The sequence below is a fragment of the Bradyrhizobium sp. ORS 86 genome (assembly GCF_045571475.1).
Lineage (GTDB): Bacteria > Pseudomonadota > Alphaproteobacteria > Rhizobiales > Xanthobacteraceae > Bradyrhizobium.
In genome coordinates, this window is sequence record NZ_CP120699.1 from 1,626,096 (window position 1) to 1,652,240 (window position 26,145).

Below are 26,145 nucleotides of genomic sequence, written 5' to 3' on the forward strand. Positions count from 1 at the left end.
AAGGCGCAGCTTCGAAGACAACTGCGCCCGCGATCTGTGCTGCCGCGGCAGCGCTCGCCCTCCTGGTGGCACTGCCAACGTGATGCTATGCGTATTGGCGCCGAGACCCGGCCTTCCTCAGGGCGCCGCGGGCGTCCCTAGTTGACCAGCACCGCGCCATCGCAACGAATACCCATCACCCACAGATCGGCCTGGCCGATGCTCACGCCGAGCGTTGCCAGCAGGGATGCCAGGACTTGATCGACCGGAGAGGTCACGCCGTTCAGGATGCCTGCAACCGTCGCACCGAGCCCCGGGATGGGCAGGGCGAGCGGGCCGACATTGACGTTTAGCGCCAGGTTGCCCAGCAGGCTCGACGTCAGCGACGAGGTGAAGTTGGTCGTCGTCACCGTCTTCATGTTCAACGACTGAATGTCGCTGTAGCTGAAGTTCACGTTCGTCGGCGTGGTGTTGCCCATATAGGCGTTGGCGCGGCCCGTGACCGTGACGCCGAGGACGGTGACCAGCGTTGCCGGGGGCGGACTCGGCGCTGTGGTGAAGTTCGTCATGTTAGCGGTGGTGACACCGCCGATCCACGCATTGACGATTCCCGGCGCGGCGCCGAGCGTGACCTGCGAGGTGTTGATGTTCGGATAGCCGCAGGACACAGCGTTGAGCGTCGCGGTGCCCGAGGCGACCTCGACATAAACCGGCAGGTTGATGGCCGGGACGCTGCCGCCGCCGAGCACCTGGATCGTCGCCAGGAGCCTGGTCTGTGCCGTATGGACGCTCGCGCCCTGGCTGCCGAGTGCAACCCAGCTCGATCCGACCGGTCGCTCGCCGACGGTTGCGAGTACGGTGACCTTGGCAAGGCCGGGCAGGGTGAGGTTGATCCCCGTCGAGATCTGGTTCGTGCCGTTCGCGATCTGCGCGACCGTGGACAACAGGTCGAACAGCGAAACGGTGGCGCTGAGCTTCGGCTTCTGCCCTACCGTAAGGTTGGCGAAGGGTCCAAGGTCGATCAACGAGCCGGGCGTGATCTTGGTCGTGAGGCTGCTCACGGCCTGAGAAACCGTCGAGAGTGCGGTCGTCGCGGAGTTCGCGCCGTTGGTGGCCTGCTGCGTTGCCAGTGCGGCAGCGATGATGTCGGGAACCTTGATGTTGCCACTCAGCAGCGTGTTGTAGGTGACGCCGGTCATATTGACCCGCGTCGCCAGTGCCGACAGGAAGTCCAGCGCGTCGATTTTCGCACTGAGCAGTGCCTGATAGTCCATGACCGACAGCGACAGTGTGGTGCCGAGCATGCTGCCGAGCATGGCGTTGACCACGCCGCCGTTGAGCGAGAGTAACCGTGAACCTATCGCAAAGGAGGCCATGGCTGTCGAACTCGCCGTAGCAGACGTCCGGATGGTGTAGCTGCTCGCGCCGGTCAAGTACCGCGCGAAATAGAGCGGCGTCTGCGTGTTGAGAGTGACTCGTGCGGCGTTGGCGGCGCCGACTGCAGGAGTCACGAACCGGGACTGCGGCGCGATGGCGCTATTTGCCGTGTAGGTGCCGAGCTGTACGCTGACGAGCGCGCTGGCTGGATAGTTGTTCTGGGTCACGGTTGCGGTGGCGGCGTTGACCGCATTGTTGAGGTTGGCGGCGGCAGTGATCGCGGCAAGGTCCGCGGTGGACTGCGTCTTGCGCCGGTCCGCGAAGATCGTGCCGAGATCGACAGCCAGTCCCGCGCAACCGACGACGAGGGTCATGAGAGCCGCGCTCATGATGGCAAAATTGCCTCGATGATCAGCGCGGAAGCGTCGCAGCAAGGTCAGCATTGCCGCCATCTAGAATCCTCCGTACTGGATCGCGGCCGAGCGGATGATCGTTGCCGAAGGAGCAGGGACGAACGGCAGGCTGTAGATGAAATTGCCCGACGCGTTGTAGTTGACGGTCACGACGTAGACATTTGCGTTCGATGGCGATGGCGCAGCGCTGACGGTGAGATTGTCGGGGACCAGCAACGGATATGTTGAAGCATTGGCGGCGATGTATCTGGCCGCCAGGCTGCTGCGTTCGCTGTCGGTCATTCCGGCAACCGACGAGCGTGCTGCTTCGGCGGCGAGCTGCTGCACGCCGTGCACCATTGCGAGATACGAGCCGAACACGACGATGCCGAATATGAAGGCGAGAAATAGCGGCAACATCAGCGCAAATTCGACGGCTGATGCGCCACTTCGGCAGCGGAGAAACCTGGTCATGGACACCTCGACACGCAATACGGTTCCGCATCGTGGCGAGGCGTTGATTAAGGAAAACTATGAGAACAGTTTCACGAATCGGTGCCAGCTATCGGCGCGAATAGCCGCACCGGCTTTTATGGGATGCTTACCGCTTTATGAGGAGATCAAAAACTTTGATGCTTGATCCGGAGAAAGGCGGGGAAGATCCGGTATGCCATCGCCCGTTCGGTCATTCGATACCATGGCGACGTGCAGCAATGCACGTAACGATGCATATGAGAGTATATCGCCGCAAATTGAAACGAATGCGATCTGCAACCAAATGTTAGCATAGCTCGATCACATAATGTGGAGATCGTTTTTTGCGTCCCGTGCTAGGGTTGGAGGGCTCGCGATGCACAGACCACGTCAGTATTTGAATATTCCTACTGAGATCATTCGCACGGTTGTTGCCATTGCCGAAACCGGGAGCTTGTCGAAGGCAGGCGAGCGCCTTGGCCTCAGTCAGCCGGCGGTAAGCTCGCAGGTGAAGCGCTTGCAGAATCTGGTTGGCGGTGCGCTTTTCGTCAGGACGGCGAACGGCACGACGACGACCGAGCTCGGCAAAGTCGCCGTGCAACAGGCGAGGCGCATCCTCGAAGCGAACGATCAACTGTTGCGGCTGGGCGGCAACAACGAAGGTCCGCAACCGCTGCGGCTCGGGATCAGCACGTTACTCGCCGAAGAATTCCTCAAACTGCAGCCGGCCGATGCCCTCGCCGATATGCTGGTTCATGCCGACATGTCGCCGGCCATCATCAGGGGACTGATCGACGGTTATATCGATATTGCACTCGTCTATAGCAATCCGTTGCTTGAGGCCGAAGACGACGTCACCATCGCCAATGAGGTCGAAGAGCGCTCGATCTGGGTGCGGTCGCGGGATTTCGTTCTGCGTCCGGGCGCGCCGATCCCGATCCTGGCGTGGCCGGGCGACGACTGGATGATCCGTACGCTCACCAAGCACAACATTTCGTACAAGATCGTGTTCAGAAGCCCGAACCATCAACTGCGGCTCGAGGCCGCACGGGCCGGCTATGGCCTGACAGCGTGTCCCGAGCGAATGATTCCGCCTTTCCTCGTTTCGGCGAAGGACTACTATCTGCCGGAGCTGCCACCTCACAAGCGCTTGCTCTGCGTGCGCCCGGGCCTCGAAGGTAGCCGCGCGACCGCCGTGGTGCAGCGCTTGTCGAGCCTGTTCTTCAGTGGCACGAAGTCGATACGCCAGGTGAGCAGCATGTAGCTCGGCCGCTGCCGCCGTGTCGAAAGCGATACCGGTCAATAGTGCGGCGGTCGCTCGTTGGCTGGGCCCGGCGCATGGCGCTCCGCTTCCTGCAGCCGGTCGCACAGCTCAGCGATCTGGCGCGTCAGCGCGTCGATCTGCTTCCACTGTGCTGTAATGGTCTGGTTCAGTATTTCGATCGTCTCGTCCTGGTAGGTCAGCCGCACCTCCAGTGCATCGATCCGTTCGCTGAGCTTCGTGCTGTCATTCATGAGGTGTGCCTTCGGATCTGCGCTCGCGCAAGCCGTGACCAAGCGCGACGCGTTCGTCGAACACGAAGCATTCGCCGCGCCAGCGGCTTTGCTGCTCCGGCATCGCCTCGAGATATTTCAGAATTCCCCCCTTGAGGTGATAGACCTCGGCAAAGCCATGCGCGAGCAGATAGGCGCTCGCCTTCTCGCAGCGGATTCCGCCGGTGCAGAACATCGCGATCCTGCGGTGCTTGGCGGGATCGAGGTGACGTGACGCAAAGTCCTTGAACTGTCCAAAGCTCGCGATCTCGGGATTCACCGCGCCCTCGAAGGTGCCCATCGCGACCTCGAAGGCGTTACGGGTGTCGAGGAGCAGCATGTCAGGGGAGGCAATCAGCGCGTTCCACTCGGCGGCATCGACATAGGTGCCGACGCGCCGCGTCGGGTCGACCGTAGTGTCACCAAGCGTGACGATCTCCTTCTTCAGCCGCACTTTCAGCCGCTGGAACGGCATCTGCGCGGCGTCCGAAAATTTCAGCTCGAGATCGTCGAGGCGGCCACCGAACAACGGTCCGCACTGCAGCTCTGCGACCAGCGCATCGGTGCTCTCGGTGGTGCCCGCTATGGTCCCATTGATGCCCTCGTGCGCCAGCAACACGCTGCCCTTGAGACCGAGGCCGGCGCAGAGCGCGCGCAGGGGCTCACGCAGCGCGCGGAAATCGGGCAGCGCAGCGAACTGGTAGAAGGCGGCGACCTTGAGGGGCATTGCGGGGGTTTATCAGGCTGGTCAGGCCAGTGAAACCCCGCAAAGCCATGCGTTATCGTGATCATTCCTCTGGCATGCCAGGCATTGCCCTGCCGGGGACGAATGTGTCATGTACTCCGCCTCCGCCGCGGCGGCATCAGAAGATCACGATCAAGCGAGCTCCCCGTATGAGGAATTTCCATTTCGCCGGCCGATCCACGGTTCATGCCCAGAACGCGATGGTGGCAACATCGCATCCGGAAGCGGCGCTCGCGGCCATCGAGGTCATGCGCGAGGGCGGCACGGCCGCAGATGCGGCGGTAGCGGCCTGTGCATTGCTCGGCGTCATCGAGCCGCAATCGACCGGCATCGGTGGCGATTGCTTCGCGCTGGTCCAGCCGAGAGGCGAGGGAAAGATCGTTGCCTATAACGGATCCGGCCGCGCACCGATGGCGGCGAACGTCGACTGGTATCTCGAGCGCAAGATCCATTCGGTGCCGTTGACCTCGGCGCATGCGGTCAGCATTCCCGGCGCGGTCGATGCCTGGGACGTGATTCTGCGGGATCACGGCAAGTTCAGTTTCGACCGGCTGCTGCAGCCCGCGATCAAGGCCGCCGAGGAGGGTTATGTCGTCGCGCCGCGTGTCGCTTTCGACTGGAAGAACGGCTTCGAGAAGCTGAAGAACGGCACCAACACCGAGCGCTACCTATTGCCGCACGGCAAGCCCGCGGTCGCCGGCGACGTGATCCGTCAGCCCGAACTCGGCAAGACGCTGCGCGCGATCGCGCAAAAGGGGCGCGATGCCTTCTATAGCGGCGAGATCGCTGCCGACATGGTCGACACGCTGCGCAGAATAGGCGGCCTGCATACGCTGGAGGATTTCGCCGCGCACGCGACCGAGACGACCTCGCCGATCGGCACGATGTACAAGGGTTACGACGTCTGGCAGTGTCCGCCGAATGGACCGGGCATCACCATGCTGGTGATGCTGAACATCCTTTCGCGCTTCGACCTGACGAAATTCAAGCCGCTCAGCGTCGAGCGCTTCCATCTCGAGGCGGAGGCCGCGCGCATCGCCTACATGATGCGCGAGCAGCATATCGCCGATCCTCAGCATGTGCATGTCGACGTCGCCGGCATTCTCTCCAGGGAGTTCGCCGACGAGCATATCAAGAACATCCGGATGGACCGGCTGCTCGACCTGCCCAACGTCGCGCCGCCGATGAATCCGTCGACCGTCTACATCACGGTGGTCGACAAGGATCGCAACGTGTGCTCGTTCATCAATTCGATCGCGCATTCCTTTGGTTCAGCGATCGTCTCCGACAAAACGGGCATCCTGCTGCAAAACCGCGCCGGCGGCTTCCGCATCCAGCCCGGCCATCCCAATTGCATCGCGCCAGGCAAGCGTCCGCTGCACACCATCATCCCGTCGCTTGCGACGAAGAATGGCCGCGCCGTGATGCCGTTCGGCGTGATGGGCGGGCAGTATCAGCCGGTCGGCCAGACCCATGTTTTGACCAACATCCTCGACTATGGCTGCGACGTTCAGGAAGCGATCGACATGCCGCGCGGCCTGCATTACGAGGGCGTCTATCAGCTCGAGGACAGCGTGCCGGCGGAGATCGTCGAAGGATTGAAGAAGATCGGCCACAAGACCACCCGCGTGGTGCCGCCGCTTGGCGGCGGCCAGGCGATCTGGATCGACTGGGACAAGGGCACGCTGACCGGCGGTTCGGATCCGCGCAAGGACGGTTGCGCGCTCGGCTACTGACCGGCCATCATCAATCAAGAGAAGGATATCCCGATGCGATCGTCGCGACGCACCATCATCAGGACCGCATTCGCTGCCGCCGCGGCGGCGATCTCTACGCCCGTTGTCATCAGCATGGCAACGGCCCAAACCGCAGGAAAGCCCATGACCACGCCCTCAGGCCTCCAGATCATCGACGCCAAGGTCGGCACCGGCGCCTCGCCGAAGCCCGGCCAGATCTGCGTCATGCACTACACCGGCTGGCTTTACGAGAACGGCCAGAAAGGCAAGAAATTCGACTCCTCCGTCGACCGCAACGAACCGTTCGAGTTTCCGATCGGGCAGGGTCGCGTGATCAAGGGTTGGGACGAAGGAGTCGCCACCATGAAGGTGGGCGGCAAGCGCACGCTGATCATTCCGCCCAATCTCGGCTACGGCGCTCGCGGCGCCGGCGGCGTGATCCCGCCGAACGCGACCCTGATGTTCGACGTCGAACTGCTCGGCGTGAAATAGCCGGCACCCAACGACAGGAGGCGCAGCGGTGAAGATCACGATCCTCGACGATTATTTCGACACGCTGCGCACCCTCGATTGCTTCCGCAAGCTCGACGGCTACGACGTCAAGATCTGGAACGACCATGTCCAGGACGTCGATGCGCTCGCCGAGCGGCTCGGCGACACCGACGTGCTGGTCTTGATCCGCGAGCGTACGCAGATCCGCACGCCTTTGCTGGAACGTCTGCCCAAGCTGAAGCTGATCAGCCAGCGCAGCGTCTATCCCCATATCGACATCGAGACCTGCACCCGGCTCGGCATCATCGTCTCGTCGAGCCAGCATGCCGACACGCCGTCCTACGCCACCGCCGAGTTCACCTGGGGGCTGATTCTGGCCGCCATGCGCGCGATCCCGCAGCAGATGGCCGCCCTGAAGGCAGGCAAATGGCAGATCGGTGTCGGCCACACCCTGCGCGGCAAGACGCTCGGCATCTATGGCTATGGCCGCATCGGCGCTGTCGTCGCAGGCTATGGCAAGGCGTTCGGCATGAACGTGCTGGTCTGGGCGCGCGAGGCGGCGCTGGCGAAGGCGCGTGCCGACGGCTACGAGGCGGCCGCCAGCAAGGCGGACTTCTTCGCGCGCTGCGACGTGCTGTCGCTGCACATGCGGCTGGTCGACGCCACCCGCGGCATCGTCAAGGCGGAGGACCTAGCGCGCATGAAGCCGACGGCGCTGATCGTCAACACCAGCCGCGCACCGCTGATCGAGCCGGGCGCGCTGGTCAACGCGCTGCGCGCAGGCCGGCCGGGCATGGCCGCGATCGACGTCTACGAGAAGGAGCCGCTGCGCGACATCGCCGATCCGCTGCTGAACATGGACAACGTGGTCTGCACCCCGCATCTCGGCTATGTCTCGCGCGACGAGTACGAAATCCAGTTCACCGATATCTTCGATCAGATCACGGCCTATGCCGCGGGAACGCCGACCAACGTGGTCAATCCGGATGTGCTCGCAAAGGCGCGCCCGAGACCCTGACCGCGGCGCCTGCATCACCGTTGGGTCGGTCTTTTCGTTGCCGGCCGCGGAATGCATCGCGCCAATGCGCCGGCACATGGAAATGGTCCGATTTTCCGCTCGCGTGCAGGAGCGCTTTTCGCTAGCGTTTCCGCACCAAACCCAACTTTCGAAAGCAAGAACGATGAGCGGTTCCCACGATCACACCCATTCCGACGACCACCATCATCACGACGATGAGCGCTGGAAGCACGATGGCGTGCGCGTGATCCCCGGCAATCAGCTTGATCCGAACGTGCCGTCGACAGCGGGCATGGACCGCAAGGCCGCGATCAATTTCGCCCGCGTCGGTGCGCAGAAGCTGTGGGCGGGCACCGTCAGCATCAAGCCGGACGCCAAGACCGGCGCGCATCATCATGGCCACCTCGAAAGCATCATCTATGTCGTGAAGGGCAAGGCGCGGATGCGCTGGGGCGAGAAGCTGCAATTCACCGCGGAAGCCGGTCCCGGAGACTTCATTTTCGTTCCGCCCTACGTGCCGCACCAGGAAATCAACGCCAGCCGCGACGAGGTGCTGGAATGCGTGCTGGTGCGTTCCGACGGCGAGGCGGTCGCCATCAATCTCGACATCGAGCCGGTCGAGAAGCCGGAGACGGTGCTGTGGGTCGATCCGGTGCACCGGCACCCTGACGAAAAGAAGTAATGGCGCGGCCTGGGCCGCGACTGAATTATAACGGCCAGGGAGGCCAGCATGACGTTCGTCCGCTACGAGAGCGCCGACCACGTCGCGACCATCACGATGGATCGCCTCTCGTCGCACAACGCGCTCAACAACGCGCTGTGCGACGAACTGCGCGAGACGTGGCGGCGCTTCCGCGACAGCGATGATCGCGTTGCGGTGCTGGCCTCGGCCGAGGAGAAATACTTCTGCGTCGGTGCTGATGTCAGGGACTTTCCCGCCAACATGTGGCAGGCGGTGCCCGGCCTCGGCGTCGAGCTCGATAAGCCGGTGATCGCGGCAACGTCCGGCTGGGTCGTCGGTGGCGGCTTTGTGCTGGTCCAGATGGCGGACATTTGCGTCGCCTCGGAAACGACCCGGTTCGTCTATCCGGAGGCGAAGATCGGCACCACCGGCGGCGGCGTGTCCTCGGTGCTGGCGCGCATGCCGCACAAGATCGCGATGGAGTTCCTGCTGATCGGCGAGGAGCTCTCGGTCGAGCGCGCCTACCAGATCGGCTTCGTCAACCGGATCGCACCGCAGGGGCAGCACGTCGCGGTGGCGCAGGAGATGGCGGCCAAGATCGCAGGCAACGCGCCACTGGTCGTGCAGACGCTGAAGAAGCTCGCCCGCGATGCCATGCCCAAGGGGCCGCTGGAGACAGTTGCCGAGGTGCGCAGGCTGCTCGACGCGATCAAGGACAGCGAAGACCTGAAGGAAGGCGCCAAGGCGTTCGCCGAGAAGCGCAAGCCGAACTTTACGGGGAGATAGGATTCCGTCCCGTCATTGCTGTCGATGCGCGGTGTCATCACCCGCGCATGCGGGTGATCCAGTATTCCAGAGAGGCCGATGCCTGAGCCGAGAGGCCGCGGCGTACTGGATGGCCCGCCTGCGCGGGCCATGACGACTGAGAGAAAATGTGCATCCGCATTCTCGGACATGATCTGTCCGAGCCTTGCATCTCGTTCCGCCCTCTAGGAAGAGCTCCAGGTCAAGCTCGGTCCAGTGCACCCACCGACTTTCGTTCAAAGCGGGTCGGCGACATCACACCGGTCCGAACTCGCAAATGACGGGGTTAGAGCCTCAAGCAAACACGCTGTGATCGATCGGACCGCTCGGCACCACGTAGCCGTAGCGCCGGTTGGACGGCTCGGGGCCGGCCTTTTCATATGTCGCCTTCATCATGGCGAAGCGATCGCCGCTCAGCTCCAGCATCGCGCGCTTCGGCTGGATGCCGTAGAGCCGCGCATTGTTGTCGCCGAAGATCGCTGATTTCACCGGACCGTCGGCGGGGCCGAGCGGCGCATAGCCGAACTTCTTCTGCATCATTTCGGGGATTTCCAGCCGCCGCAAACCCTCGATCTGCCACTGCGGCGCGCCGGTCCAGAGCGCGTCGGTGCCCCAGCAGACGTGATCGACACCAAGGCCCTTGATCAGCGTGCCCATCAGTGCGGCGCAGACATTCGGCTCGGCGACCAGCGTGGTCGCGAACAACTGGCCGACATCGCCGTAGACGTTGCTGACACCGTATTGTTCGGGGATGTCGGCGAGGTCGCTGGTCCAGGCGATGCGGCCGGTACGTTCGAATTCGGCGAGCGCCACCCTGGGATCGCCGCCGACATGGCGATAGGCGGAGTGATAGATCACGAAGTTGAGCTGCGGCCAGTCCTTGGCCGCCTGGCCGACATCTGCGACGTCGGCGAAGCCGCGCAGGTTCGGATACTGCTTCTCGATCCCTGGCGGGAACAGGCCCTTGTGGATGCAGACATTCTTGATGCCCGCCTTCACCATCTTCTCGTAGCCCTTGTAGGCGACTTTCTCGTCGTCCATCCGCCATGGGTAGCGGCTGATGTCCTTGTGGGTATTGTCGCCGATCGTGTAGCCCTTGCAGGACTCCGGCTTGAGCGCCAGCGCGGCGTCGAGCTTGTCGAGCCAGCCGGGTTGTCCGGGCGTGAAGATCGCGTGACAGAATACGCGCCGCGTGCCGGCCTCGTCGTTGATCTTCTTGCGGGCGTCCGCCATCTGCTCATTGGTCAGGAACCAGTCCTGCTCGATGTCCGACGGCGCTGATGAGATCAGCGCGATCTTGGTGTCGGAATCGAGAAACATCTCCTTTTTGTAGTTGTTGAACTTCAGATCATCGATGGTCTGCTCGTGATCGCTGAGCTCCTTGTTCCAGCCGGCCTTGCCGACGGCCTTGCGCATTTCGAGGAAACCCGTGATCCGGGTGTCGTCGCGCAGGAAATGCGTGTGCATGTCCATGATGAACTGGTTCTTCAGCCCGTTGGCGCGCTCATCGGCCATCGCAGGCGTTGCGGCCTCGGCCGGCGTCACATCGAACAGCGAGCCATAGACTTGGTTCATTGCAACGAAGGAGGCCGCCATGCCTGCCGCGGTCTGGAAGAATTTGCGGCGGTCGAGGCCCTGCTGGCTGCCGAGATCATCGGCCATCGCGAGTAGCCGCGCCTCGACCTCGCGCTGCCGCTCATTCTGTGGATCGGGATAGAACTCGTCGCTGGAGACGATCTGGGTCGGGATCGGCGTCTGGTACTGACACAGTTCGGAGGGCATCAAGGCGGCAAGTTCTTCGTCGGTCAGATTGCTGCTCATACTTTGCTCCCGCTTCGCGCCGGATGTTTCCGGTCGGACCGTTGCGAAGACTAGGCTCAACTCCATCCGTCGTCCGCGCCGAACTCAGGCGGTTGCATTCACAAAGTCGTGCAATGCCTTTGTGATCGCGCGCGACATCGCGCGTTCGCTCGCAGCAGCGCGCATGCGCTGCTATGTTCGACGGCACCGGATCTTCGGGGAGGTGCGCGATGACGCATTCAGACCGATCACGTCGCACAGTCATCAAGGGCATTGGCGCCGCGGCGACAGCAGAAGTATTCGCCGGGATGCCGGCGCAGGCCGCCGCGGCGGTTCCCATCGAAGGCGAGATCTGGAACAGCGAATACTGGGCGAAGAAAGGCGACATCCCGTTGTGGATGTTCCGCAAGCGGATCGGCGCGCCGAAGCCGGGCGAGGCCGCGCGGCCGGTGGTGTTCTTCGTCCACGGTTCATCGGTGACGTCGCGGGTGTTCGACCTCACCGTCCCGGGCAAGGGCGAGTATTCGTTGCTCAACACATTCGCGCGTTACGGCTTCGATTGCTGGACCATGGATCATGAGAACTACGGCAAGTCGGGCCGCACGTCGGGTAATGCCGATATCGCCAGCGGGGTCGAGGATCTGAAGGCTGCGGCGGAGGTGATCGCCCGTGAAACCGGGCAGACGAGATATCACTTCGTCGGCGAATCTTCCGGCGCGCTCCGTGCCGGCGCCTACGCGATGGCAGAGCCCGAGCGGATCGACCGCCTGGTGTTCGCGGCCTTCACCTACAAGGGCGAGGGCTCGCCGACATTGGCGAAGCGTGCCGAGCAGCTCGCTTATTATCGCACGCACAACATGCGCAAGCGCGACCGCGACATGATCCGCTCGATCGCAACTCGCGACAAGCCGGGCACCTCGGATCCCGCGGTGATCGAGGCGCTGGCCGATGTCGAAATGCAGTTCGGCGACCAGATCCCGACCGGCACCTATCTCGACATGACCGCCAACCTGCCGGTGGTGCATCCGGAGAAGGTGCTCGCGCCGGTGCTGCTGGTCCGCGGTGAGTATGACGGCATCGCGGCGGTGCCTGATCTGGAGGAGTTCTTCAACAAGCTGCCGAACGGTGACCGGCAGTTCATCATTCTGCCTGGCACCGCGCATTCGGTCGCGCTTGCGATCAACCGGGAGCTGTTCTGGCACGTGACGCGGGGCTTCCTCACCATGCCGAAGCCGATCGCCACCTGACGCCGGCCTGCGACGGGACGTCGCAAGAAAAAGTCGCCGGGCGATGTCGGGAGCCCGTCGCCGGCTTCGTCCTTGGGGCACGGTTTCGCCCAAAGGAGTGCCTCATGGCCAAAATGATCTTCGTCAATCTGCCGGTCAGCAATCTCGCCCGTTCCACCGCCTTCTACGAGGCTATTGGTGCGACCCGGAATCCGCAATTCTCCGACGACACCGCCTCCTGCATGGTGATCTCGGAGACCATCTACGTCATGCTGCTGACGCACGACAAGTTCCGGCAGTTCACGTCGAAGGCGATCGCTGACGCCAGGGCCACCAGCGAAGTGCTGATCTGCCTCTCCGCCGATGGCCGCGATGCGGTCGACGACATCGTGACCAAGGCCAAGGCGGCCGGCGGCTCCGCCGACCCGGGCCCGAAGCAGGACTACGGCTTCATGTACGGCCGCAGCTTCGAGGATCCGGACGGTCACATCTGGGAAGTGATGTGGATGGACGTCGAAGCCGCGACCAAGGCGCAGTCCGCCGCGGCCACGGCCTGATCGCATTCACCGGCGCAAGGAGTCGATTCATGTCAAAAGTGTCCCCCTGCCTGTGGTTCGACGGCGAGGCCGAGGAGGCCGCGAAGTTCTACGTGTCGCTGCTGCCCGACTCCCGGATCGAGACGATCCAGAAGAATGTTATCGATAGCCCCGGCGGAAAGGCCGGCACCGTGCTGGTGGTCGAATTCACGCTCGCCGGTCAGCACTTCATGGCGCTGAACGGCGGCATGAAGATGGAGTACACCCACGCGGTCTCGTTCCGGATCGACTGCGCCGATCAGGCCGAGATCGATCGCCTGTGGGACGCGCTGCTTGCCAATGGTGGCACGGCCGAGCAGTGCGGCTGGCTGCGCGATCGCTACGGCGTGGCTTGGCAGATCGTGCCGACGGTCGTCGGCCAATATCTTGGCGGACCCGACGCCGCCGCTGCCGCGCGCGTGATGCAGGCCGTGCTCGGCATGGTCAAGCTCGACGTCGAAGGCTTGCGCCGCGCCTATGAGGGCGAGGCGGCGGCGTGAGGTAGGGGCTTCACTGGATCGCCCGGCTTGCCCGGGGCGATCCAGCATTCCAAAGCCCTTGATGCTTGACGGATTGGCCGCGGCGTACTGGATGCTCCGCATGAAGCGGAGCATGACGGTGTGTCTAATAGTTGATCCTCAGACCCACGCCGCCGTGGACGGTGTTGCCGACCGGCTGCGGACCGGCGGTCCCGTTGAGGAAGAGGTCGGCGACCCATCCGCTGGTGATGCGGAAGCCGAGCCGTCCGCCATATTCGAACCAGCCTTGATTGCCCATCGTGGGCACGATGGTGCCGTCGCCGGTGACGGTGGCGACGATGCCGGAATGGCTGGCAAAGGACTGCACGTAGCCGCCATTGACGTTGGCTTCGACGCTTGATCCGAACAGGTGCGTCCACTGGCCGCCGACCTTGACCAGGTTGGTGCGATCGGTGCCGTCGGCGATCGAGGCGCCGAATGGATTGAACGCCACGAGCGGGTCATTGTAGCCCTTGACCCGCTGCCACAACTGCCAGACCTCGACAGAGGCTGCGACCTCATCGCGCGGCGACATCCGGCTGATCCAGCCCGCGCGTCCATAGACGCCATAATTCTCGCTCGACGTCTCGCCTGTGACCGACACGGCGCCGAGACTCGTCGTGTAGCTGCGGGTGTAGCGCACTTTCTCGAACGGCGAGAGGATGGTGCCGATGTCGAAGAACGGCCGGGACGAGCCCCAGTCGACGAAATCGTAGCGCAGCGCGAAGGCGCCGATCGGCGCGCTGGTGACGTTGTAGCCGCCTTCGCCATATTGCGTGTAGGCGATGCCGGCGAGCAGCGACAGATTGGGCGTGATGGTTCTGCGGCCGTGGATGCCGGCCGAGAACGAGCCGGCCGAGCCGAAGGCGCTGACACAGTCGTTGCAATTGACCTGCTCATTGACGCCGAGCAGCACCGAACCGAGCACGCGGTTGGTGATCATCTGGTTGAAGCGCTGGTCGGCGAGACCGGTGATCGAGTTGCCGCTGGACGGCGCACCGGTGACTGGGGGCGGTGACGACGATGGGCTCGGTGTCGGGGTCGGAGTGACCGTCGGGGTCGGCGTGGGAGTAGGCGTCGGAGTAGGCGTGGGGGTGGAGGTATATGACGGGGTCGGCGTCGGTGTCGGGGTTGGGGTATAGGTCGGCGTGGGCGTTGGTGTCGGCGACTGGGCCCGCGCCGGCGCCGCCAGCGCCTGCATGATCGCAAGCGACAGCAGTGCGGTCAGTGCGGCGGCCGGAAATCGGTTGCGTATGCCCCGTGCCATGGTCATCGCCCGCACAAGATGCCGGCGGGATCGTCGACCGACGGCGACACCGGCGTTGCATCCGCGTATTGCGTGACCGAACAGAGGCCTGCCGACGTGCTGCAAATCGCGGCAAAGGTCCAGGGCGCATTGTTGGTCTTCTGGATCGTGGTGCGGCCGCCGGTCGAGGTGATGATCGCAGTATCGCCCGGCTGAGTCAGATCGAGGCACTGCCGGCTCGTGCTGCAAACGGTCGATGCGCCTTCCTGCAGCACCACCGTGGTCCGGCCGCGCTGCGACAGGATGTCGAGCACGGTGCCGCGAACCCCGATCGTCGCAAGCGGCGTGGTGATCCTGTAGGCTGCCTTGTCCGAGTTCCCGGTGACGAAGCGGAATGCGCCCGATGTCAGGCGGATCGCGACATCGCGATAATGATGCTCGTCGTCGAACACGGTGCGATCGAGCTTGATCGTCGCGCTCGGCCCGAGCGAGAGATTGGTGCTGTCGGCCATCACTAATCGTGTGGCGCTGTCGAGACCGGTGCGAACGACCTCATCGCGGAGCAGGGCGTCGCCGACATTGATCTGCGTCGTCGATGATGCGGCGATGCGAACGACCTCGTTCTTGACGACGGCGGCTTCGCCGACGCGGGTCTGTGCCTGAACCGGACGTGCCGTCAGTGCGACTGCAAAACCGAATGCAAGGATTGGGAAAAAACCGTGGCGCCAATGCATTTCAAAACCAATCGATCTGTCCCATCATCGTACCGGATCGCGCCCGCATCAGATATTGTATATTTGTCACAAGCAGTGCTGAGCTCATTGGATGGTTGGTGCCGGTGGATTCGAAATCGTTCAACGGAATGGTTATGAAAGTGAGCTTCGATCACACACGCCACATGCGACAACATCGGCGTAGCTCACACTTCGATCACACATGCATCCGTCGCGGCGTCGTCGATTCGTGAACACAGTACCCGGGCCATATTCCGTTCTGCGGCGTTCGGCCGCGCATACGGCGATCGTCGCGGCCGCCATCTTCGTCGTCGCCCAGGCCGTGCTGCTGCTCGGGATCACCACGCCGGACAAGCTCTATTTCGACGAGGTGCACTACGTGCCCGCGGCGCGGCAGATGCTCTTGCCTGACATCCAGCAGCCGATCCTGAACCCGATGCATCCGCCGCTCGCCAAGGAGATCATCGCGCTCTCGATCAAGGCATTCGGCGACGGGCCGCTGGGATGGCGCTATCCCGCGACGCTGTTCGGTGCGCTTGCGCTGGTCGGCGTCTATCTCGCTGGGCTCGCGCTGTTCGCATCGCAGGAGCGCGCGCTCGCGGCCGTGCTGCTCGCCTTCTTCAACCAGATGCTGGTCGTGCAGGCGCGGATCGCAATGCTGGATATTTTCGCGCTCGCCTTCAGTCTGTTTGCGATCGCGGCGTTCGTCCAGGGTTTCAGGCAGCAACGGCCGCAGCTTGCTTTCGCGCTGACCGGGCTAGCCGCCGGTCTCTCGATTGCCTGCAAATGGAGCGGGCTGTTCGTGCTCGCGACCTGCATCGCAGCGGTGGCTGCGATCCGTCTGATGCAAGGCTGGCGCACGCGCTTTGCCGATGGCAACGCCGAGGATTGGTACCGGCCGGACCTTTGGCCGGATTTCCGCCTCCATCACTTCATCGCCTGCTTCGTGCTGATTCCCGCGGTCGTCTATCTCGCGACCTTCGTGCCGCTGTATGGCTTGTCGGTCGCCGACCTCGTGGAGGCGCAGCGCCGCATCTTTGCCGACAACACGACGAGCGCAATCGCGGGCCACACCTATATGAGCTCGTGGCCGTCCTGGCCGTTCCTGGTGCGGCCGGTCTGGTATCTGTTCGACAAGCTGGACGATGGCCGCATCGCGGCGATCGTGTTTCTCGGCAACCCGCTGATCCTGTGGCCGGCATTGATCGCGTTGGTCATTGCTTTGCGCGACTGGATCGTCACGCGCCGGCGTGATGCCTTTCTGGTGCTGGCCTTTTATCTCGGCCCATATCTCGCCTGGGCGCTGCTGCCGAGGGTCCTCGGCTTCATCTATTACTATCTGCCCGCCGCGACCACGGCGAGCTTCGTGCTGGTCTATGCGTTGACGCGCAAGCCCGCGCCGCGATGGCTGCTCTGGGCCTTCGTGGCCGTCGGGGGCGCTGGGTTCGTCGCAATGCTGCCGATCACGGCGGCCTTCGTCGAGACATCGATGGCGACCTTCAACCGGCTGATGTTGTTCCAGAGCTGGATCTGAGAGGGCACCGACGAGCCCGGCGGCTTCAGCCAAACGCCCGGTGCTGGCCGGCGGCGCTGGGCCGCCCGCAAGGCTGATATTCGCGCGTTCGCTCTCCACGGACGCGCGAATCTCGCTACATTGCACCAACATGCCCCGCGCGACCGAACCTTTTCCGTTGAGCAACGCCGACGCCCGCCGCATCTGGCTGCGCGCGCAACGGCTCGACACCCGGGCGCCGTTCGGCGTGGGGGCTTCGGCGGTCGCCGCGGCCGTCGGCCATCTCGGCTACGTGCAGATCGACACCATCAACGTGATCGAGCGCTGCCACCACCACATCCTGTTCTCCCGTATTCCGGATTACCGCCGCGTCGACCTCAAGCAGGCGCAGAGCGCGGACCGAAGCGTGTTCGAATACTGGACGCATGCGCTGTCCTACATCCCGTCCAAGGACATCAGCTTCTTCCTGCCGGCGATGAAAGCGCACAAGCGCGACGGCCATAAATGGTTCTCGTCGGTGACGCCGGCGGACACCCGCAAGGTGATGCGGCTGGTGCGCGCCGGTCCGCTCACCATCCGCGACATCGACGACGACGTGCTGACCGAGAAGGAGCATCTCTGGGCGAGCCGGAAGCCCTCGAAGCGCGCGCTGCAACTTGCCTTCTACGGCGGCGTGGTCACCATCAGCGAGCGCAACGGCATGCTGAAGACCTATGAGCTGACGACCCGGCATTTCGGCTGGGAGAAGCCGCCGAAGCCCGCCTCCGCATCCGGGATCACCGCCTATCTGCTCGATCGCGCGTTGCGCGCGCAGGGCATCGTCAGTCTGGACTCGGTCTGTCACCTCGACGCGCCGAGCAAGACGGCGGTGCGGCGCCTGATCGAGACCCGTGTCCGCCGCAAGGAGCTTGTGCCTGTGGCGCTGGAAGGCGCCGGCAAGCAGGAGCACTGGGCACGGCCGGATGTGCTGGAGCCGGCCGCTGAGGGCGATCCCGGACTGGTCCACATCCTCTCGCCATTCGATCCCCTGATCATCCAGCGCAAGCGCACTGAGCTGTTCTTCGGCTACGGCCATCGTTTCGAGGCCTATGTGCCGAAGGAGAAGCGCGTGTTCGGCTATTTCGCGCTACCGGTCCTGGTCGGCGACGACATCGTCGCCGCGCTCGACCTGAAGACCGATCGGCAGAACAGGAAGCTGCTGATGCAGAAATGGAGCTGGATCGGCAACGGCCGGAAGCAGGCCGCGCGCAAGGAGCTGAAGCGCCGGATCGAGGAGGAGCTCGACCGCTTCGAGCGCTTTCAGCTCGCGGAGTGATATATCCGCCGTCATTGCGAGTGCAATCCATCCCCCGCTTGTGGCGCTATGGATTGCTTCGCTCCGCTCGCAATGACGGTAGCAATTGGTCGGCTCCCGTTTGACGCTGTGTGCTATGAGATTTTGCCATTGCTCAAGGCGCGGCCAGTCAATAATCGTCGGGGCACGCAGATACCTTGGGGGAAACAGATGAGCCAGACCGCGACCATCGCGCCCAGCAGCGGCGCTCGCAGCGAGATCGAGACGTCCACCATCCGCGCGATCTCCTGGCGGCTGATTCCGTTCCTGATTCTGGCCTATTTCTTTTCCTATCTCGACCGCGTCAATCTCGGCTTCGCTGCGCTCACCATGAATGCGGAGCTGAAGTTCTCGCCGGTAGTGTTCTCGTTCGGGGCCGGCATCTTCTTCGTCGGCTATTTCATCTTCGAGGTGCCGAGCAACCTGGCGCTGGAGAAGTTCGGCGCCAGCCGCTGGATCGCCCGCATCATGGTGAGCTGGGGCATTCTTTCGGCGCTGATGGCGGCGGTCTATGATGAGCGGAGCTTCTACGCACTGCGATTCCTGCTCGGCGTGGCCGAGGCCGGCTTCTTCCCCGGCATCATCCTTTATCTCACCTATTGGTATCCGGCCGAATATCGCGCTCGATTCCTCGCCGCCTTTGCGCTCGCCGTTCCGATCTCGACGGTGATCGGCGCGCCGATCTCGGGCCTGCTGCTCGGGCTCGACGGCGTGATGGGATTCAAGGGCTGGCAGTGGCTGTTCATCATCGAAGGCGTCCCCTCGGTGCTGCTCGGCCTCGTCACCTGGTTCTATCTCACCGATAGGCCCGAGAAGGCCGATTGGCTCTCGGCCGAGCAGAAGGCGTGGCTGAAGTCGAAGCTCGATGCCGAGGTTGCGGCGAAGCAGGCGGTCAAGCACGTCTCGCTGGCTGAGGCGCTCACCTCGCCGAAGGTGCTTGCGCTCAGCGCGATCTATTTCGGCTTCGTCGCCGCGCTCTACGGCATGCAGTTCTGGCTGCCGCAGATCGTCAAGGCATTCGGCCTCACCAACGCGCAGACCGGCTTCGTCACCGCGATCCCGTATCTGTTCGGCACCATCGCGATGATCCTGTGGGCGCGTCATTCGGATGCCACGCGCGAGCGTGTCTTCCATGTCGGCGGTCCGCTGCTGCTCACCGCGCTGGCGCTCGGCGTCTCCAGCTACATCACCGATCCCACCCTGACCATGATCGTGCTGACAATCGCCGCGATCGGGGTGTTCTGCACCTTTGCGGTGTTCTGGACGTTGCCGACCGCGTGGCTGTCCGGCACCGCGGCCGCCGGCGCGATCGCGCTGATCAACTCGATCGGCAACCTCGCCGGCTTCGGCGGCCCCTACCTGATCGGCTGGGTCAAGGAGGCGACCGGCAGCACGTCCACGGGCCTGCTGGTGCTGTCGCTGCTGCCGCTGATCGCGGGCCTGCTCGTCTTCCTCGGCAGCCACGAGACCAAGACCGAGTTCGCGGGGGCGAAGTAGACAAAAAGATCGAAAACAACCCCATGCACAGTTCCCGGATTCCGCCGATCCGAGGCTGTCCTCACGAATTGGTGTTCACTGACGAATATTGACATTTATCAGTGATAAATCGATACTCTTCATCAGTCGTCAGCCGATGGAGAGCGTCGATGTTCGTTCGTTCCGTTTTATCCAGCTATTACAGGCTCTTGACGGGAGCGTCGTTGGCTTTTGCCGTCTTCGCGCTGACCGGCTGCAATGAGAAAGCGGCTGAAAAGGTTGAGCCCGGACGCCCCGTTCTGGTGGCGACCGTGCATTACGAAGCCGAGACCCCTGAGCGCAGTTTTGTCGGCACGATCAAGCCCCGGATCGAAGCCGATATGGGCTTTCGGGTTTCCGGCAAGGTGGCCAAGCGGCTGGTCGAAGTCGGACAGACAGTCGACGTCGACCAGCCCTTGGCCACCCTCGATGAGGTCGATCTGAAACTGCAGGCCGAGCAGGCCGAGGCCGAATTCCGCGCCGCCACCGGCGTGCTGGCGCAGGCCGCCGCCGCCGAGCAGCGCGCCAAGGATCTGAAGGCCAAGGGCTGGACCACGGACGCGCAGCTCGATTCCGCCAAGGCCGCCGCCGACGAGGCTAGGGCCCGGCTGAACCGCGCCGAGCGCTCGGTCGAGCTGACCAGGAATTCCCTGTCTTACGCAACGCTGGTGGCCGACACCCGGGGTGTCGTCACAGCGACCATGATCGAGCCCGGCCAGGTGGTTGCCGCGGGCCAGGCATCGATCCGTGTCGCCCGACTTGGCGAGAAGGAAGCTGTCGTCGCGATCCCAGAGACGCTTCTCGCTCGTGCCAGGTCGGGCGTAGCCACGGTGACGCTGTGGTCGGACGCCAAGAAGACCTATGCCGCGAAGCTGCGCGAGGTCGCGCCGTCAGCCGATCCGGCGACGCGCACCTATCTCGCAAAATTCTCGCTGCCTGATGCCGACGATGCCGTCTCGCTCGGCATGACCGCGACGCTAACCCTGGCCGACAAGGCGAGCGAGCGCGTCGCCAAGCTCCCGCTCTCGGCGCTGTACAGCCAGGGCGGCGATCCCTCGCTCTTCATCGTCGATGACAAGGGCGATGTCGCGCTGAAGCCGGTCAAGGTGAAATCCTACGAGAGCGACAGCGTCGTCATCTCCGGCGGCGTCGACGAAGGCGCCAAGGTGGTGGCGCTCGGCGTGCAGAAGCTCGATCCGAGCCAGAAGGTCCGGGTCGTGTCGTCGCTATCGTTCTAGTCTCGCATCATTGAGGTCCGTCATTGCGAGAAGCGAAGCGACGAAGCAATCCATGTCGCCGCAACTGGAAGAATGGATTGCTTCGCTTCGCTCGCAATGACGGTTGAAGTCGAAACGGATTGGACTTTGGAGAGTTCGATGAAGCGCTTCAATCTTTCGGCCTGGGCGGTCAGCCATCCGACGCTGGTGCTGTTCCTGATGATCGTGCTCGCCGCCGCCGGCTATTTCTCCTACGAGAAGCTCGGCCGCGCCGAAGATCCGTTCTTCACCGTGAAGGTGGTGAACGTCTCGGTGATGTGGCCAGGCGCGACCTCGCAGGAAATGCAGATGCAGGTCGCCGATCCGATCGAGAAGAAGCTGCAGGAGCTGCCGTTCTTCGAGAAGGTGCAGACCTATTCCAAGCCGGGCTTCACCGCGATGCAGGTCACCTTCCGCGATTCCACGCCGCCGAAGGATGTGCCGTATCTCTTCTATCTTTTGCGCAAGAAGCTGGTCGACGTGCAGGGCCAATTGCCCTCCGGCATCCTCGGCCCCGTCGTCAACGACGAATTCTCCGACGTCGATTCCATCCTCTATATGATGACCGGCGACGGTGCTGATTATGCGCAATTGAAGAAGGTCGCCGAAGGCTTCCGTCAGCGCCTGCTGAAGGTGCCCGGTGTGACCAAGGTCGACCTCTACGGCATCCAGGATGAGCGCATCTATGTCGAGTTCTCCCATGCCAAGCTCGCCACGCTGGGCATCACGCCGCAGGCGCTGTTCGATTCGCTCGCCAAGCAGAACAACGTGACGCCTGCCGGTACCGTCGAGACCTCATCGCAACGTGTGCCGCTTCGCGTCACCGGTGCGCTCGACGGCGTCAAGGCGGTTGCCGAAACTCCGGTCGAGAGCAACGGCCGCGTGTTCCGGCTCGGCGACATCGCAACCGTCACCCACGGCTATGTCGATCCGCCCAGCTTCACCGTGCGGCAGGAAGGCAAGCCCGCGCTCGGCATCGGCATTGTCACCGCCAAGGGCGCCAACATCCTCGAGCTCGGCGAGGAGGTCGGGAAGGCGACCGCCGAGTTCATGAAGGCGGTGCCGCAGGGCATCAATGTCGAGCAGATCGCCGACCAGCCCAAGGTGGTCGAGCATGCCATCGGCGAGTTCGTACACTCCTTCGTCGAGGCGCTCGCGATCGTGCTGTTCGTCTCCTTTGTCGCGCTCGGCTGGCGCACCGGCATCGTGGTGGCGCTGTCGGTGCCGCTGGTGCTCGGCATCGTCTTCATCGTGATGAACGCGATGTCGCTCGACCTGCATCGCATCACGCTCGGCGCGCTGATCATCGCGCTCGGCCTCCTGGTCGACGACGCCATCATCGCGGTCGAGATGATGGTGGTGAAGATGGAGCAGGGCTGGGATCGCATGAAAGCCGCATCCTTTGCCTGGGAATCGACCGCATTCCCGATGCTGACCGGCACGCTGGTCACGGCCGCCGGCTTCCTGCCGATCGGTTTTGCCAATTCGGCGGTCGGCGAATATGCTGGTGGCATCTTCTGGATCGTGGCGATCTCGCTGGTCGCCTCCTGGTTCGTCGCGGTGATCTTCACGCCCTATATCGGCGTCAAGCTGTTGCCGAACATCAAGGTCCACCAGAACCATGATCCGCACGCGATCTACGAGACGCGGATCTATCGCAGCCTGCGCCGCGTGGTGCAGTGGTGCGTCGATCACCGCATCAAGGTGGTGGCCGCGACCGTCGGCATCTTCGCGGCCTCGATCGTCGCGTTCGGCCACGTCCAGCAGCAGTTCTTCCCGCTGTCGGAGCGGCCCGAGTTGTTCCTGCAACTCCGCCTGCCCGAGGGCACCGCCTTCAACGTCACCGAGAAGGCGGTCAAGGAGGCTGAAAAGCTCCTGAAGGACGATCAGGACATTCAGACCTATACCGCCTATGTCGGCCAGGGCTCGCCGCGCTTCTGGCTCGGCCTCAACCCGCAACTGCCGAACGAGGCGTTCGCCGAGATCGTCATCCTGTCCAAGAACGTCGAGGCGCGCGAGCGCATCAAGGCGAAGATCGAGCAGGCGGTGGCCGACGGTGCGCTGAACGAGGCGCGGGTGCGGGTCGACCGCTTCAATTTCGGCCCGCCGGTCGGTTTCCCGGTCCAGTTCCGCGTGATCGGGCCGGATGCCGCCAAGGTGCGCGACATCGCCTACCAAGTGCGCGACGTGATGCGCCAGAACCCGAACGTCAAGGACGTCCAGCTCGACTGGAACGAGCAGTCACCTTACCTGAAGCTGGTCGTCGACCAGGACCGCGCCCGCGCGCTCGGCCTCACCCCGCAGGACGTCTCGCAGGCGCTGTCGATGCTGATCTCGGGCGCGCCGGTCACCACGATCCGTGACGGCATCGAGAAGGTCGGCGTGGTCGCCCGTGCCGTGCCCTCGGAGCGGCTCGACCTCGGCCACGTCGGCGATCTCACCATCACCTCGCGCAATGGCGTCGCTGTGCCGTTGCAGCAGATCGCCAAGATCGAATATGCCCATGAGGAGCCGATCCTGTGGCGGCGCAACCGCGACATGGCGATCACCGTGCGCTCCGATGTCGTCGACGGCGTGCAGGCACCCGACGTGACCAACCAGATCGCGCCGAAGCTGAAGGACATCCAGGCTCATCTCGAGCCGGCCTACCGGATCGAGCCGGGCGGCGCGTTCGAGGAATCCGCCAAGGGCAATGCGTCGATCTTCATCCTCTTCCCCGTGATGGTGATGGTGATGCTGACGCTGCTGATGATCCAACTACAGAGCTTCTCGCGGCTATTCCTGGTGTTCCTGACTGCGCCGCTCGGCATCGTCGGCGCCTCGCTGGGCTTGAACGTCGCCAACCAACCGTTCGGCTTCGTGGCGCTGCTCGGGCTGATCGCGTTGGCCGGCATGATCATGCGCAATGCGGTCATCCTGGTCGATCAGATCGAGAGCGATGTGACCTCCGGCCTGACCCGGCGAGAGGCGATCGTGGAGGCCACGGTCCGGCGCGCCCGGCCGGTGGTGCTCACCGCGCTTGCGGCCATCCTGGCCATGATCCCGCTGTCCCGCTCGGCGTTCTGGGGCCCGATGGCGATCACGATCATGGGCGGTTTGTTTGTTGCGACTTTCCTGACCTTGCTGTATCTGCCGGGCCTTTACGCCCTCTGGTTCCGCAAGACTCTGGATGAGTGCGGCCCCAGCGAGCAAACCGATACTGCGACGCAGCATGCCGGCGATGCGCAACGCGCATTTCCGCTTGCTGAGGCGGCTGAATAATTGAACATTGAGATGACCAACATGACGCTGATCTCGGAACACAACGAAACGGACACCCGCGAGCGGATTCTCGTGGTGGCGGAGCGTTTGTTCCGGCAGATCGGCTACCAGAAGACCACGGTGGCCGACATCGCCAAAGAGCTGCGCATGAGCCCCGCCAACGTGTACCGCTTCTTCGACTCGAAGAAGTCGATCCACGAGGGCGTGGCGCGCGGCCTGATGGGCGAGGTCGAGGTCGAGGCGCAGCGCATCGCGCGATCGGAGGGGCCGGCCGCGGCGCGTTTGCGCGAGATGATGACGACCATCAATCGCATGAACACCGAACGCTATGTCGGCGATTCCAAGCTGCACGAGATGGTCGAAATCGCGATGCAGGAGGACTGGGGAGTTTGCGTCGCCCACATGGAGCTGATTGCCCGCATCATCGGCGAGGTGATCGCGCAAGGCGCGGCCTCCGGCGAATTCGAGGTCAAGGACCTGCAGGTCGCCTCGCTATGTGCCTGCACCGCGATGATGCGCTTCTTCCATCCGCAGATGATCGCCCAATGCGCGACCAAGCCGGGGCCGACCATCGACCAGATGATCGACTTCGTCATCGCCGGCCTTTCCCCGCGCGTCCGCGCGAATTGAGCTGTCAGCACTGACGTTTTCGTCAGTTGACTCTCCCGTCATTGCAGGCAAAGCGACGTTGTAGCCCGGATGGAGCGCAGCGTAATCCGGGTTGTTCGATCCGCTTGCGGGGCCGTCCCGGATTGCGCTGCGCTCCATCCGGGCTACCGAATGAGAGACGTCCACCGTGACCGCGAAAGACCTGCATTTCTACGAGCCGAAGAACGGCCATGGCCTCAAGCACGACCCATTCAATGCCATCGTCGCGCCGCGCCCGATCGGCTGGATCTCCTCGCGCGACGCCAAGGGCAACGTCAATCTCGCGCCCTACAGCTTCTTCAACGCCTTCTGCTACGTGCCGCCGATCATCGGCTTTTCCTCCACCAACTGGAAGGACAGCGTCGCCAACATCCAGGACACCGGCGAGTTCGTCTGGAATCTGGCGACGATGGATCTCGCCAAGCATATGAACGCGACCGCGGCGCATGTCGCGCGTGACGTCGACGAATTCGGGCTTGCAGGATTGACCCCCGTGCCGGGCAAGCTCGTCAACGTCCCGCGGGTCGCCGAAAGCCCGGTGTCCTTCGAATGCAAGGTGAGCCAGATCATCCAGCTCCAGGGCGCCGACGGCAAGAAGGCCGACGCCTGGCTGACGCTCGGCGAGGTCGTCGCTGTCCATATCGACAAGGCCTTCATCAGGGACGGCGTCTACCAGACCGGCCTCGCGCATCCGATTGTTCGTGCGGGCCGGCGCGGGGATTATTTCGAGATCAAGCCCGAGAACATGTTCGAGATGGTCCGCCCGGATTGAGCCTGTCCACGTAGCGGTCATTGCGGGCCCACGGGCGCCCATTCGCGCGGCCCGCTGGCTCCTCGCAATGGACGTTTGACTCACAAAGCGCGCGACACACTCAGTGTCGTCCCTGCGAACGCAGGGACCCATAACCACGAATGTTCATTGTCGCATGATGCTGGAACGACGGACCCCATTCACAACACCCGCCGCGGCGTATGGGTCCCTGCGTTCGCAGGGACGACAGTTGTGAATGCGGCGCGACGTGCGCGTCAACCGACGAAGAGGGCAACGGACGTTTGACTCACGAAGCGCGCAACACACTCAGTGTCGTCCCTGCGAACGCAGGGACCCATAACCACGAATGATCATTGTCGCATGATGCCGGAACGACGAGCCCCATTCACAACACCCGCCGCGGCGTATGGGTCCCTGCGTTCGCAGGGACGACAGTTGTGAATGTGGCGCGACGTGTGCATCAAGCGACGAAGAGGCCTATCGCGAGGATAGCGCTTTGCCTTCTCAGGCCGCGAT

At 63.5% G+C, this 26,145-nt stretch carries 25 protein-coding genes; 17 read left to right on the forward strand and 8 right to left on the reverse strand.

What is annotated here, in order from left to right; all coding sequences use genetic code 11:
• Positions 1–137 precede the first annotated feature (137 nt).
• Both P6U25_RS07480 and P6U25_RS07485 read right to left on the reverse strand, forming a co-directional pair.
• Complete coding sequence (locus P6U25_RS07480) at positions 138–1,730, reverse strand: pilus assembly protein TadG-related protein (RefSeq protein WP_407150863.1); 1,593 nt, start codon at positions 1,728–1,730, stop codon at positions 138–140.
• A 78-nt stretch (positions 1,731–1,808) separates the two neighbouring features.
• Positions 1,809–2,222, reverse strand: coding sequence for a TadE/TadG family type IV pilus assembly protein (locus P6U25_RS07485; RefSeq protein ID WP_407150864.1), 414 nt, complete (start codon positions 2,220–2,222; stop codon positions 1,809–1,811).
• Here P6U25_RS07485 and P6U25_RS07490 point away from each other — a divergent pair.
• Positions 2,221–2,388 (forward strand): hypothetical protein, encoded by a 168-nt coding sequence (locus P6U25_RS07490; RefSeq protein WP_407150865.1) that lies wholly within the window; start codon positions 2,221–2,223, stop codon positions 2,386–2,388. The genes P6U25_RS07485 and P6U25_RS07490 overlap by 2 nt on opposite strands.
• Positions 2,389–2,598: 210 nt before the next feature.
• The gene (locus tag P6U25_RS07495) at positions 2,599–3,486 is read left to right on the forward strand and encodes a LysR family transcriptional regulator (RefSeq protein WP_407150866.1); all 888 of its coding nucleotides are present in this window, start codon (positions 2,599–2,601) and stop codon (positions 3,484–3,486) included.
• A gap of 35 nt (positions 3,487–3,521) precedes the next feature.
• On the opposite strand, the gene P6U25_RS07500 is transcribed toward P6U25_RS07495, so the two are convergent.
• Entirely contained in the window at positions 3,522–3,737 is a 216-nt protein-coding gene (locus P6U25_RS07500) for a SlyX family protein (RefSeq protein WP_407150867.1), read from the reverse strand.
• Entirely contained in the window at positions 3,730–4,482 is a 753-nt protein-coding gene (locus P6U25_RS07505) for a rhodanese-related sulfurtransferase (RefSeq protein ID WP_407150868.1), read from the reverse strand. The genes P6U25_RS07500 and P6U25_RS07505 overlap by 8 nt, the downstream gene beginning before the upstream one ends.
• 167 nt (positions 4,483–4,649) lie before the next feature.
• On the opposite strand from P6U25_RS07505, the gene ggt reads away from it, so the two are divergent.
• A complete protein-coding gene (gene ggt, locus P6U25_RS07510; protein WP_407150869.1) occupies positions 4,650–6,236 on the forward strand; it encodes a gamma-glutamyltransferase in 1,587 nt (528 codons plus the stop codon).
• 14 nt (positions 6,237–6,250) lie between these two features.
• Here the strand turns inward: ggt and P6U25_RS07515 are convergent, their stop codons facing one another.
• Positions 6,251–6,388, reverse strand: coding sequence for a hypothetical protein (locus P6U25_RS07515; RefSeq protein ID WP_407152745.1), 138 nt, complete (start codon positions 6,386–6,388; stop codon positions 6,251–6,253).
• Between P6U25_RS07515 and P6U25_RS07520 the strand changes: the two genes are divergently transcribed.
• The 4 genes from P6U25_RS07520 to P6U25_RS07535 all read left to right on the forward strand — a co-directional run bounded on the left by P6U25_RS07520 (position 6,327) and on the right by P6U25_RS07535 (position 9,214).
• Positions 6,327–6,728, forward strand: coding sequence for an FKBP-type peptidyl-prolyl cis-trans isomerase (locus P6U25_RS07520; protein ID WP_407152454.1), 402 nt, complete (start codon positions 6,327–6,329; stop codon positions 6,726–6,728). The genes P6U25_RS07515 and P6U25_RS07520 overlap by 62 nt on opposite strands.
• Positions 6,729–6,756: 28 nt before the next feature.
• A complete protein-coding gene (locus P6U25_RS07525; RefSeq protein WP_407150870.1) occupies positions 6,757–7,746 on the forward strand; it encodes a D-2-hydroxyacid dehydrogenase family protein in 990 nt (329 codons plus the stop codon).
• A gap of 163 nt (positions 7,747–7,909) precedes the next feature.
• On the forward strand, positions 7,910–8,428 hold the full coding sequence (locus P6U25_RS07530; RefSeq protein WP_407150871.1) for a cupin domain-containing protein: 519 nt from the start codon (positions 7,910–7,912) through the stop codon (positions 8,426–8,428).
• A gap of 48 nt (positions 8,429–8,476) precedes the next feature.
• Positions 8,477–9,214 (forward strand): enoyl-CoA hydratase/isomerase family protein, encoded by a 738-nt coding sequence (locus P6U25_RS07535; RefSeq protein ID WP_407150872.1) that lies wholly within the window; start codon positions 8,477–8,479, stop codon positions 9,212–9,214.
• A gap of 312 nt (positions 9,215–9,526) precedes the next feature.
• On the opposite strand, the gene P6U25_RS07540 is transcribed toward P6U25_RS07535, so the two are convergent.
• On the reverse strand, positions 9,527–11,053 hold the full coding sequence (locus P6U25_RS07540; protein ID WP_407150873.1) for an amidohydrolase family protein: 1,527 nt from the start codon (positions 11,051–11,053) through the stop codon (positions 9,527–9,529).
• Between the two features lie 209 nt (positions 11,054–11,262).
• Between P6U25_RS07540 and P6U25_RS07545 the strand changes: the two genes are divergently transcribed.
• The 3 genes from P6U25_RS07545 to P6U25_RS07555 all read left to right on the forward strand — a co-directional run bounded on the left by P6U25_RS07545 (position 11,263) and on the right by P6U25_RS07555 (position 13,333).
• Positions 11,263–12,279: an alpha/beta hydrolase gene (locus P6U25_RS07545; RefSeq protein ID WP_407150874.1), complete on the forward strand. Its 1,017-nt coding sequence runs from the start codon at positions 11,263–11,265 to the stop codon at positions 12,277–12,279.
• Between the two features lie 104 nt (positions 12,280–12,383).
• Positions 12,384–12,815 carry a VOC family protein gene (locus P6U25_RS07550; RefSeq protein ID WP_407150875.1) on the forward strand — a complete coding sequence of 144 codons (432 nt, stop codon included), beginning with the start codon at positions 12,384–12,386 and terminating at the stop codon, positions 12,813–12,815.
• A gap of 29 nt (positions 12,816–12,844) precedes the next feature.
• Positions 12,845–13,333, forward strand: a complete 489-nt coding sequence (locus tag P6U25_RS07555; protein ID WP_407150876.1) for a VOC family protein — start codon at positions 12,845–12,847, stop codon at positions 13,331–13,333.
• A 124-nt stretch (positions 13,334–13,457) separates the two neighbouring features.
• Here P6U25_RS07555 and P6U25_RS07560 read toward each other — a convergent pair whose 3' ends face one another.
• Together P6U25_RS07560 and P6U25_RS07565 are read right to left on the reverse strand one after the other, a co-directional pair.
• Entirely contained in the window at positions 13,458–14,618 is a 1,161-nt protein-coding gene (locus P6U25_RS07560) for a hypothetical protein (protein WP_407150877.1), read from the reverse strand.
• A 2-nt stretch (positions 14,619–14,620) separates the two neighbouring features.
• Complete coding sequence (locus P6U25_RS07565) at positions 14,621–15,331, reverse strand: FecR domain-containing protein (RefSeq protein WP_407150878.1); 711 nt, start codon at positions 15,329–15,331, stop codon at positions 14,621–14,623.
• A gap of 202 nt (positions 15,332–15,533) precedes the next feature.
• Here P6U25_RS07565 and P6U25_RS07570 point away from each other — a divergent pair, with 202 nt between their 5' ends.
• The 7 genes from P6U25_RS07570 to P6U25_RS07600 all read left to right on the forward strand — a co-directional run bounded on the left by P6U25_RS07570 (position 15,534) and on the right by P6U25_RS07600 (position 25,629).
• Positions 15,534–16,865: a phospholipid carrier-dependent glycosyltransferase gene (locus P6U25_RS07570; protein ID WP_407150879.1), complete on the forward strand. Its 1,332-nt coding sequence runs from the start codon at positions 15,534–15,536 to the stop codon at positions 16,863–16,865.
• Between the two features lie 130 nt (positions 16,866–16,995).
• Positions 16,996–18,159, forward strand: a complete 1,164-nt coding sequence (locus tag P6U25_RS07575; RefSeq protein ID WP_407150880.1) for a winged helix-turn-helix domain-containing protein — start codon at positions 16,996–16,998, stop codon at positions 18,157–18,159.
• A gap of 189 nt (positions 18,160–18,348) precedes the next feature.
• The gene (locus P6U25_RS07580) at positions 18,349–19,674 is read left to right on the forward strand and encodes an MFS transporter (protein WP_407150881.1); all 1,326 of its coding nucleotides are present in this window, start codon (positions 18,349–18,351) and stop codon (positions 19,672–19,674) included.
• Between the two features lie 149 nt (positions 19,675–19,823).
• On the forward strand, positions 19,824–20,930 hold the full coding sequence (locus tag P6U25_RS07585) for an efflux RND transporter periplasmic adaptor subunit (protein WP_407150882.1): 1,107 nt from the start codon (positions 19,824–19,826) through the stop codon (positions 20,928–20,930).
• 138 nt (positions 20,931–21,068) lie between these two features.
• Positions 21,069–24,209 (forward strand): efflux RND transporter permease subunit, encoded by a 3,141-nt coding sequence (locus P6U25_RS07590; RefSeq protein WP_407150883.1) that lies wholly within the window; start codon positions 21,069–21,071, stop codon positions 24,207–24,209.
• A 21-nt stretch (positions 24,210–24,230) separates the two neighbouring features.
• Positions 24,231–24,839: a TetR family transcriptional regulator gene (locus tag P6U25_RS07595; protein ID WP_407152455.1), complete on the forward strand. Its 609-nt coding sequence runs from the start codon at positions 24,231–24,233 to the stop codon at positions 24,837–24,839.
• 166 nt (positions 24,840–25,005) lie between these two features.
• The gene (locus P6U25_RS07600) at positions 25,006–25,629 is read left to right on the forward strand and encodes a flavin reductase family protein (protein WP_407150884.1); all 624 of its coding nucleotides are present in this window, start codon (positions 25,006–25,008) and stop codon (positions 25,627–25,629) included.
• Positions 25,630–26,145: the final 516 nt, after the last annotated feature.

Coding starts and splice junctions, on each gene's coding strand:
- P6U25_RS07480 (WP_407150863.1), bottom strand. CDS start 1,730: ATGACCCTCGTCGTCGGTTGCGCGGGACTGGCTGTCGATCTCGGCACG.
- P6U25_RS07490 (WP_407150865.1), top strand. CDS start 2,221: ATGGACACCTCGACACGCAATACGGTTCCGCATCGTGGCGAGGCGTTG.
- P6U25_RS07485 (WP_407150864.1), bottom strand. CDS start 2,222: ATGACCAGGTTTCTCCGCTGCCGAAGTGGCGCATCAGCCGTCGAATTT.
- P6U25_RS07495 (WP_407150866.1), top strand. CDS start 2,599: ATGCACAGACCACGTCAGTATTTGAATATTCCTACTGAGATCATTCGC.
- P6U25_RS07500 (WP_407150867.1), bottom strand. CDS start 3,737: ATGAATGACAGCACGAAGCTCAGCGAACGGATCGATGCACTGGAGGTG.
- P6U25_RS07505 (WP_407150868.1), bottom strand. CDS start 4,482: ATGCCCCTCAAGGTCGCCGCCTTCTACCAGTTCGCTGCGCTGCCCGAT.
- ggt (WP_407150869.1), top strand. CDS start 4,650: ATGAGGAATTTCCATTTCGCCGGCCGATCCACGGTTCATGCCCAGAAC.
- P6U25_RS07530 (WP_407150871.1), top strand. CDS start 7,910: ATGAGCGGTTCCCACGATCACACCCATTCCGACGACCACCATCATCAC.
- P6U25_RS07535 (WP_407150872.1), top strand. CDS start 8,477: ATGACGTTCGTCCGCTACGAGAGCGCCGACCACGTCGCGACCATCACG.
- P6U25_RS07540 (WP_407150873.1), bottom strand. CDS start 11,053: ATGAGCAGCAATCTGACCGACGAAGAACTTGCCGCCTTGATGCCCTCC.
- P6U25_RS07545 (WP_407150874.1), top strand. CDS start 11,263: ATGACGCATTCAGACCGATCACGTCGCACAGTCATCAAGGGCATTGGC.
- P6U25_RS07550 (WP_407150875.1), top strand. CDS start 12,384: ATGGCCAAAATGATCTTCGTCAATCTGCCGGTCAGCAATCTCGCCCGT.
- P6U25_RS07555 (WP_407150876.1), top strand. CDS start 12,845: ATGTCAAAAGTGTCCCCCTGCCTGTGGTTCGACGGCGAGGCCGAGGAG.
- P6U25_RS07560 (WP_407150877.1), bottom strand. CDS start 14,618: ATGGCACGGGGCATACGCAACCGATTTCCGGCCGCCGCACTGACCGCA.
- P6U25_RS07565 (WP_407150878.1), bottom strand. CDS start 15,331: ATGCATTGGCGCCACGGTTTTTTCCCAATCCTTGCATTCGGTTTTGCA.
- P6U25_RS07570 (WP_407150879.1), top strand. CDS start 15,534: ATGCATCCGTCGCGGCGTCGTCGATTCGTGAACACAGTACCCGGGCCA.
- P6U25_RS07575 (WP_407150880.1), top strand. CDS start 16,996: ATGCCCCGCGCGACCGAACCTTTTCCGTTGAGCAACGCCGACGCCCGC.
- P6U25_RS07580 (WP_407150881.1), top strand. CDS start 18,349: ATGAGCCAGACCGCGACCATCGCGCCCAGCAGCGGCGCTCGCAGCGAG.
- P6U25_RS07585 (WP_407150882.1), top strand. CDS start 19,824: ATGTTCGTTCGTTCCGTTTTATCCAGCTATTACAGGCTCTTGACGGGA.
- P6U25_RS07590 (WP_407150883.1), top strand. CDS start 21,069: ATGAAGCGCTTCAATCTTTCGGCCTGGGCGGTCAGCCATCCGACGCTG.
- P6U25_RS07595 (WP_407152455.1), top strand. CDS start 24,231: ATGACGCTGATCTCGGAACACAACGAAACGGACACCCGCGAGCGGATT.